The following is a 6,056-nucleotide window of genomic DNA, read 5'->3' on the forward strand; positions in this document are numbered from 1 at the left end:
CGCCGCAGCGCCTCGTCGGCCGCGTCGAAGGCCCGGGTGAGCGCGGCGTGCGCGGCGCGACGGGCGAGCACGGGGGCGTCGGACGGCACCCGGGCGAGGTCGGCCTCGGCCGCGGCGACCTCGGCGAGGCAGGTGGTGACCCGGCGCTGCAGGTCGAGCGGAACGGACGGGTGACGGTGCCGGCGCATGGCGATGCTCCTCTGATTTAAACGAAGTATTTGTGTTTATAGCACCGGCGGGGCCCGCTGTCGAGGGCGCCCGGGTGAGCTCAGCGGGGGCGCACCGGGCCGGGCGCGAGCGTGGTCCCCGCGATCGCGGCGAGCGCCGCACGGTCCGAGAGCGAGGTCCAGCGGCGACCGGTCTCGATCAGGCCGGCCCGGCGCCACTTGCTCAGCGTCCGGCTGACCGACTCCGTCGTGGTGCCGGTCATCGCGGCCAGGTCCTCCCGGCTCAGCGGCAGCTGGAGCAGGGTGCTGGTCCCGCGGGGCTCCCCGAGCTTGGCGGCCAGCACCAGCAGTGCGGCCGCGATGCGCTGCTCGACGGTCCCGCCGGAGAGCCGGCGCACGTGCTCCTGGGCCTCCTCGAGGCGGTGGGAGACCTCGTCGAGGACCGCGAGGGCGACCGCGGGATGGCGGCCCATCACCGCGCGCAGGTCCGCCGCGGAGATCCGGAGGGCGCAGCTGACCGTGAGCGCCACGGCGGTGTCGGGGTACGTCGAGTGGCCCAGCGCGGCCACGGAGCCGAACGTCGCGCCGGGTGTGATCACCTCGACGAGGACATCGGAGTCGTCGAGGGCCGGCCGGAGCACCTTGACGCGTCCGGACGCCAGCAGGAACAGGTGCTCCGCGGGCCTGCCCGCGTGGTAGATCGCCTCGCCCTCGGCGTAGCCGCGGACCTGCGCCCGCTCGTCGAGCGCGACGATCTCGGCGCGGCTGAGGGTCGCGAAGTACGGTGCGTGCGCCAGCACGTCGAGCCGAAGCGGTCGGGGACAGGCGTGCGGCGCGGCGCAGCCGTCCGCCAGCGGCGTGGTGCGGCGCTCACCGGCCACGACGACCACCCTCCTCCACGGCTATCGTCCACCCATCAGGGACAACGTGCGGCCAGCGGCCGGCTGTTCCCCCGCCGGCGTCCGTCCGTCCGTCTCGCGAACCGATCGACCGAGAGGCGCCACCGTGCAGAAGATCACCTTGCTCGCACTCGCACGACACCAGCTGGAGGCCGCACTCGCCGCACCGAGCGGCCGCAGCGCCCACACCGTGTACGGCGGGCACGAACACGTGCTGCGCCAGACCCTGGTGGCGCTGCGGGCGGGATCGGTCCTGCAGGAGCACGAGAACCCGGGCGAGGCGACGCTGCACGTACTCCAGGGTCGGGTCGCACTGGCCGCCGGCGAGACCGTCTGGAACGGCCTGGCCGGCGACCTGATCATCGTGCCCGATGCGCGGCATTCGGTGGAGGCGATCGAGGACTCCGTCGTGCTGCTGACGGTGGCCAAGCCCCGCGACTGAGCCTCGGGTCCTCACGCGCCCACCGACTGCGGGACGGTCCGGCCGACCGCTGGCGCCGGAGCGACCTGGGCCGCCGCGCGCTGGCGGCGCGCCCGCAGGAGCCGCATCGCGTTGCCGATCACGACCAGCACCGATGCCTCGTGGACGAGCATCCCGATCGCCATCGTGACGCCGCCGAGCAGCACACCCAGCAGGAGGAACGCGACGGTGACCACCGCGATCGTGATGTTCTGCCGCATGTTCGCGACCGTGCGCCGGGCCAGTGAGATCGCCTCCGGCAGCCGCAGCAGGTTGTCGCCCATGAGCGCGATGTCCGCGGTCTCGACCGCGACGGCCGAGCCCGCTGCCCCCATGGCGACGCCGATGTCGGCGGTGGCAAGCGCGGGGGCGTCGTTCACGCCGTCGCCGACCATCGCGACCGTGTGCCCCGCGCGCTGCAGCTCGAGGATCGCCTCGAGCTTGTCCTCGGGCAGCAGGCCGGCCCGCACCTCGTCGACGCCGGTGGCGGCGCCGACCGCCTCCGCTACCCGTCGTGTGTCGCCGGTAAGCATGACGACCGTGCGTACGCCGGCGGCGTGCAGCTCGGCCACCATCGTGGCCGCATCGGGTCGGATCTCGTCGGCCACCGCGACGACGCCGACGACGCGGTCGTCGACTGCCACGATCATCGGGGTCCGCCCGTCCTCGGCGAGCTCCTCGGCGGTGCGCCCGGCGAGCTCGACGTCCGCGATCGCGAAGTGCTCGAGCAGTGCCGGGTTGCCGACGAGCACCCGGTGGGCGCCGGTCGTCGCGACGATGCCCTTGCCCGGGATCGGCTCGGTGTGCTCGGGCAGGCCGGGGGTGCTCAGTCCCTCGGCGGTGGCGGCCTCGAGGATCGTGCGGGCGAGCGGGTGCTCGGAGCCGGCCTCGCCGCGGGCGGCCCAGGTGAGCACCTCCGCGCGGTCGAGCGCCGGATCGAGCACGACGACGTCGGTCAGCCGCGGCCGGCCGCGGGTCAGCGTCCCGGTCTTGTCGATCGCGACCGCGCTGATGCGCGCGGAGGTCTCGAGGAACTCCCCGCCCTTGATCAAGATGCCGTCCTTGGCGGCGCGGCCGATGCCGGCCACGATCGAGACCGGGATCGAGATCACCAGGGCACCGGGGCAGCCGATGACCAGGAGCGTCAGACCCAGCACGACGTCGCCGCTGGCCACGCCGGCCACGAGGGCCAGGGCCATGATCGCCGGGGTGTACCAGGCCGAGAAGCGGTCCATGAAGACCTGGGTCCGCGCCTTCGCGTCCTGGGCCTCCTCGACGCGGTGGATGATCCGCGCCAGCGTGGTGTCGGAGCCGACCCCGGTGGCCCGCACCTGCAAGAACCCACCTCGCGAGACCGTGCCCGCGAAGACCCGGTCGCCGCTGCTCTTCTCTACCGGGATCGACTCGCCGGTGATCGAGGCCTCGTCCAGGGCGCCGGTGCCGCCGACGACCACGCCGTCGACCGGGACCTTCGCGCCGTTCTTGACCAGCACGACCTCGCCGGTTCGCACCTGGCCCGCGGGCACGTCGACCTGGACGCCGTCGCGCAGCACGACGGCGACGTCGGGTGCGACGGCGACGAGGGCCGCCAGCGCCGAGCGGGTCCTGGTCAAGGTGGCGGCCTCGAGGGCGTGACCGACCGCGAAGAGGAACGTGACCGCCGCGGCCTCCCAGTACTCGCCGATCGCCACGGCGCCGATCGAGGCGACGGCGACCAGGAGGTCGATGCCGACGACCCGCGCCAGGAGTGCGTGGACGGCCTTGGTCAGGACCGGGGTCCCGGCGACGACTGCCGCCGAGACCATCGCGACGTCGCCCGGCAGCGAGGCCGTCGACAGGCGGCCCGCGAGGAGCGCCACGGCGATCAGCAGCCCCGACGCGGCCGGGACGCCCCAGCGCCGCGCCCGCGGGCTGGAGAGGTGGCCGGACAGGTGGCCCGCCATCAGAACGTCACCGGGGCGGCGGCGTACCCCGCCTTCGCGACCGCGGCGACCAGGTCGGCGACGGGGACGGACGGAGCGTGGTCGACCTCGATGCGGGCCGAGGCGAAGTGGACCGTGACGCGCTCGACGCCGTCGAGCTGACCGACCCGCTTCTCGATCTTGGCGACGCACGACGGGCAGGAGAAGCCCTCGGCGCGCAGGACGGTGTGGGTGGTGGCGGTAGTGGTGCTCATGGAGATCATCCCTTTCATCGGTCTGCTCGAGTGATGTCAGGGACGCTATTTCGCCCGTACGGCGACCACCATGACGCGCGTCAAGGAACCGCACCTCGGGCGGTCGTCGAGCTCGGCGGTCCCACGCGGAGGCCCGGTGGCGGCCGGGGAAGGCTGGGTCAGCCGCCGAAGCCGTCGAGGAACGTCGCCGCCACGAGCTCGCCCGCGTCGGTCGGGTCGACCAGGCCGGCGGCGGCCGCGCGGACGGTGGTCATCAGCAGGCCGGCGAGGGTCAGGCCAAGCCAGGGGGTGCTGGCCGTCGGGGCGATCTCGCCGGTCGCGCGTCCCCGCTCGAGCAGTGCGGCCAGGGGGGCCAGGGTCCGGTCGCGGGCTGCCAGGAACTCGGGGTCGGTGTCCGCGCCCTCGGCGAGCAGGATGCGGAACCGCAGCCCGAGCGGGACCAGGGCGGCGCCCGCGCGGCGCAGTCCCTCCCGGGTGTCGCACTGCGTCAGGTCGGCGGCGGCCAGGGCGGTCGCGGCCCGGTCGAGGGCCTCGGCGCGGATCGCCGCGATCAGCGTGTCCCGGCTCTCGAAGTGCCGGTAGAGGGTGGCCCGGCCGAGCCGGGCGCGCGTCGCGACCTCGGCCAGCGAGGCGTCGGGAGCGGTGGCGAGGACCTCGGCGGCGGCTTCGAGCAGTGCCGCCCGGTTGCGGACCGCGTCCGCGCGCAGGTGCTCCTCCGGTCCGCTCACGTCCCGCACGCTACCGACTCGCCTCTCGGAGCCATGCACGTGGACTACCGGCAACTGAGAGACGCGATGTCTCATGTGATCACCGGAAGGAACCTGCGTCCGCACCTCCGGGAGCCCTGATGCTCCGCGCTTCGGGTCGGCGGCGGGGGCGCAGGGGTCCAGCGGCCGGAGGAGGCAGGAGCCCGGTGAGTGACCGGATCGGCCAAAGGTCCCGAAGGTCCGGCCCAACGCCTCAGGTCGGCCGGCCCAGCGGAAACTACCGTCCAGTACGTGACAGCACTGCTGATGACCGGGTTCCCCGGTTTCCTCGGATCGGCCCTGCTCGGACGCGTGCTCGCCCGGCGCGAGGGGGTGCGGGCGGTCTGCCTGGTGCAGCCCCAGCACCTCGCCGAGGCGCGGTCGCGGCTGGCGCGGATCGAGGCCGACCAGCCCCACGTCGTGGGCCGGGTCGAGCTCGTCGAGGGTGACATCACCGCGCCGGACCTCGGCGTGGCCGAGGACCTGCGGGAGACGCTGGTCGACGTCACCGAGGTGTGGCACCTGGCGGCGGTCTACGACCTCACGGTCCCCGAGGCCGTCGCCCGGCGCGTCAACGTGGACGGCACGGCACGCGTCCTGGACTTCTGCCGGTCCCGGCCCGCGTTCGAGCGGCTGCAGTACGTCAGCACCTGCTACGTCAGCGGCCGGCACGCGGGGACCTTCGCCGAGGACGACCTCGAGGTCGGCCAGGAGTTCCGCAACCACTACGAGTCCACGAAGTACGACGCCGAGGTGCTCGTCCGCCTGGCGATGGCCGACGGGCTGCCCGCGACGATCTACCGGCCGGGCATCGTCGTGGGCGACTCGCGCACCGGCGTGACGCAGAAGTACGACGGGCCCTACTTCCTCGCCGCGTTCCTGCGCCGCCAGCCGCCGATCGCGGTGGTGCCGGCGGTCGGGGACGCCGACGCGGTGCGGTTCTGCCTGGTGCCCCGCGACTTCGTCGTCGACGCCATGGACGCCCTGTCGGTGCTCGACCGCTCGGTGGGCCGCACCTACGCGCTCACCGATCCGCACCCACCGACGGTCCGCGAGCTCGTCACCACGTTCGCCGCGCACCTGCGCAAGCGGGTCGTGTGGGTGCCGTTGCCGCTGGGTCCCACACGCGCCCTGGTCTCGCTGCCCGGGATGGAGCGGCTGCTCGGCATCCCCGCCGAGTCGCTGGACTACTTCGCCTCGCCGACGACCTACGACACCGCCCGCACGACCGCCGACCTCGACGGCACCGGTGTGGTCTGCCCGTCCTTCGGGTCCTACGCCGACCGGCTGCTGGACTACATGGCCGAGCACCCGGAGATCGACGCCGCGGCGATGGTCTGAGGGGAGAGCACCGTGCCCAGGAAAGCGCCGCAACCGCCGCCACTCATCCTCAACGTCAGCCTCGCGGGGCGCGAGCGCGACTACGACGAGACCGTCACGTTCCTCGACCGCCGGTTCCGCGTCCGGCGGATGGGCACCGACGGCGACGTCGACGCCGCCGAGGAGCTGGTGCGCACGATGGCGCCGCAGGCCGCGGCGATCGCGGTCACCGGTGTGCACGGGACCCGCGCCGCCGGCCGGTGCGAGGCCGCGCTCGCGGCGCTCGAG

At 74.0% G+C, this 6,056-nt stretch carries 7 protein-coding genes and 1 pseudogene; 3 read left to right on the top strand and 5 right to left on the bottom strand.

The window, feature by feature from the left end; all coding sequences use genetic code 11:
* Together VGD85_RS13415 and VGD85_RS13420 are read right to left on the bottom strand one after the other, a co-directional pair.
* Window positions 1-188, bottom strand: a 188-nt coding sequence (locus VGD85_RS13415; RefSeq protein WP_331063943.1) for a hypothetical protein, incomplete at its 3' end; no start/stop codon positions are given.
* An 80-nt stretch (window positions 189-268) separates the two neighbouring features.
* On the bottom strand, window positions 269-1,048 hold the full coding sequence (locus VGD85_RS13420) for a Crp/Fnr family transcriptional regulator (RefSeq protein WP_331063944.1): 780 nt from the start codon (window positions 1,046-1,048) through the stop codon (window positions 269-271).
* A gap of 124 nt (window positions 1,049-1,172) precedes the next feature.
* On the opposite strand from VGD85_RS13420, the gene VGD85_RS13425 reads away from it, so the two are divergent.
* Window positions 1,173-1,508 (top strand): cupin domain-containing protein, encoded by a 336-nt coding sequence (locus tag VGD85_RS13425; protein WP_331063945.1) that lies wholly within the window; start codon window positions 1,173-1,175, stop codon window positions 1,506-1,508.
* Window positions 1,509-1,519: 11 nt separating this feature from the next.
* Here the strand turns inward: VGD85_RS13425 and VGD85_RS13430 are convergent, their stop codons facing one another.
* The 3 genes from VGD85_RS13430 to VGD85_RS13440 form a co-directional block, all read right to left on the bottom strand.
* A complete protein-coding gene (locus VGD85_RS13430) occupies window positions 1,520-3,469 on the bottom strand; it encodes a cation-translocating P-type ATPase (RefSeq protein WP_331063946.1) in 1,950 nt (649 codons plus the stop codon).
* Window positions 3,469-3,702: a heavy metal-associated domain-containing protein gene (locus VGD85_RS13435; protein WP_331063947.1), complete on the bottom strand. Its 234-nt coding sequence runs from the start codon at window positions 3,700-3,702 to the stop codon at window positions 3,469-3,471. The genes VGD85_RS13430 and VGD85_RS13435 overlap by 1 nt, the downstream gene beginning before the upstream one ends.
* A 158-nt stretch (window positions 3,703-3,860) precedes the next feature.
* Window positions 3,861-4,430, bottom strand: coding sequence for a TetR/AcrR family transcriptional regulator (locus tag VGD85_RS13440; protein ID WP_331063948.1), 570 nt, complete (start codon window positions 4,428-4,430; stop codon window positions 3,861-3,863).
* Window positions 4,431-4,700: 270 nt separating this feature from the next.
* Here VGD85_RS13440 and VGD85_RS13445 point away from each other — a divergent pair, with 270 nt between their 5' ends.
* Window positions 4,701-5,789, top strand: coding sequence for an SDR family oxidoreductase (locus VGD85_RS13445; protein ID WP_331063949.1), 1,089 nt, complete (start codon window positions 4,701-4,703; stop codon window positions 5,787-5,789).
* Window positions 5,790-5,801: 12 nt separating this feature from the next.
* Window positions 5,802-6,056: pseudogene (locus VGD85_RS13450) on the top strand (hypothetical protein); the annotation flags it as partial.

Origin of the sequence: Nocardioides sp., assembly GCF_036401255.1 — a bacterium.
Classification (GTDB): domain Bacteria; phylum Actinomycetota; class Actinomycetes; order Propionibacteriales; family Nocardioidaceae; genus Nocardioides.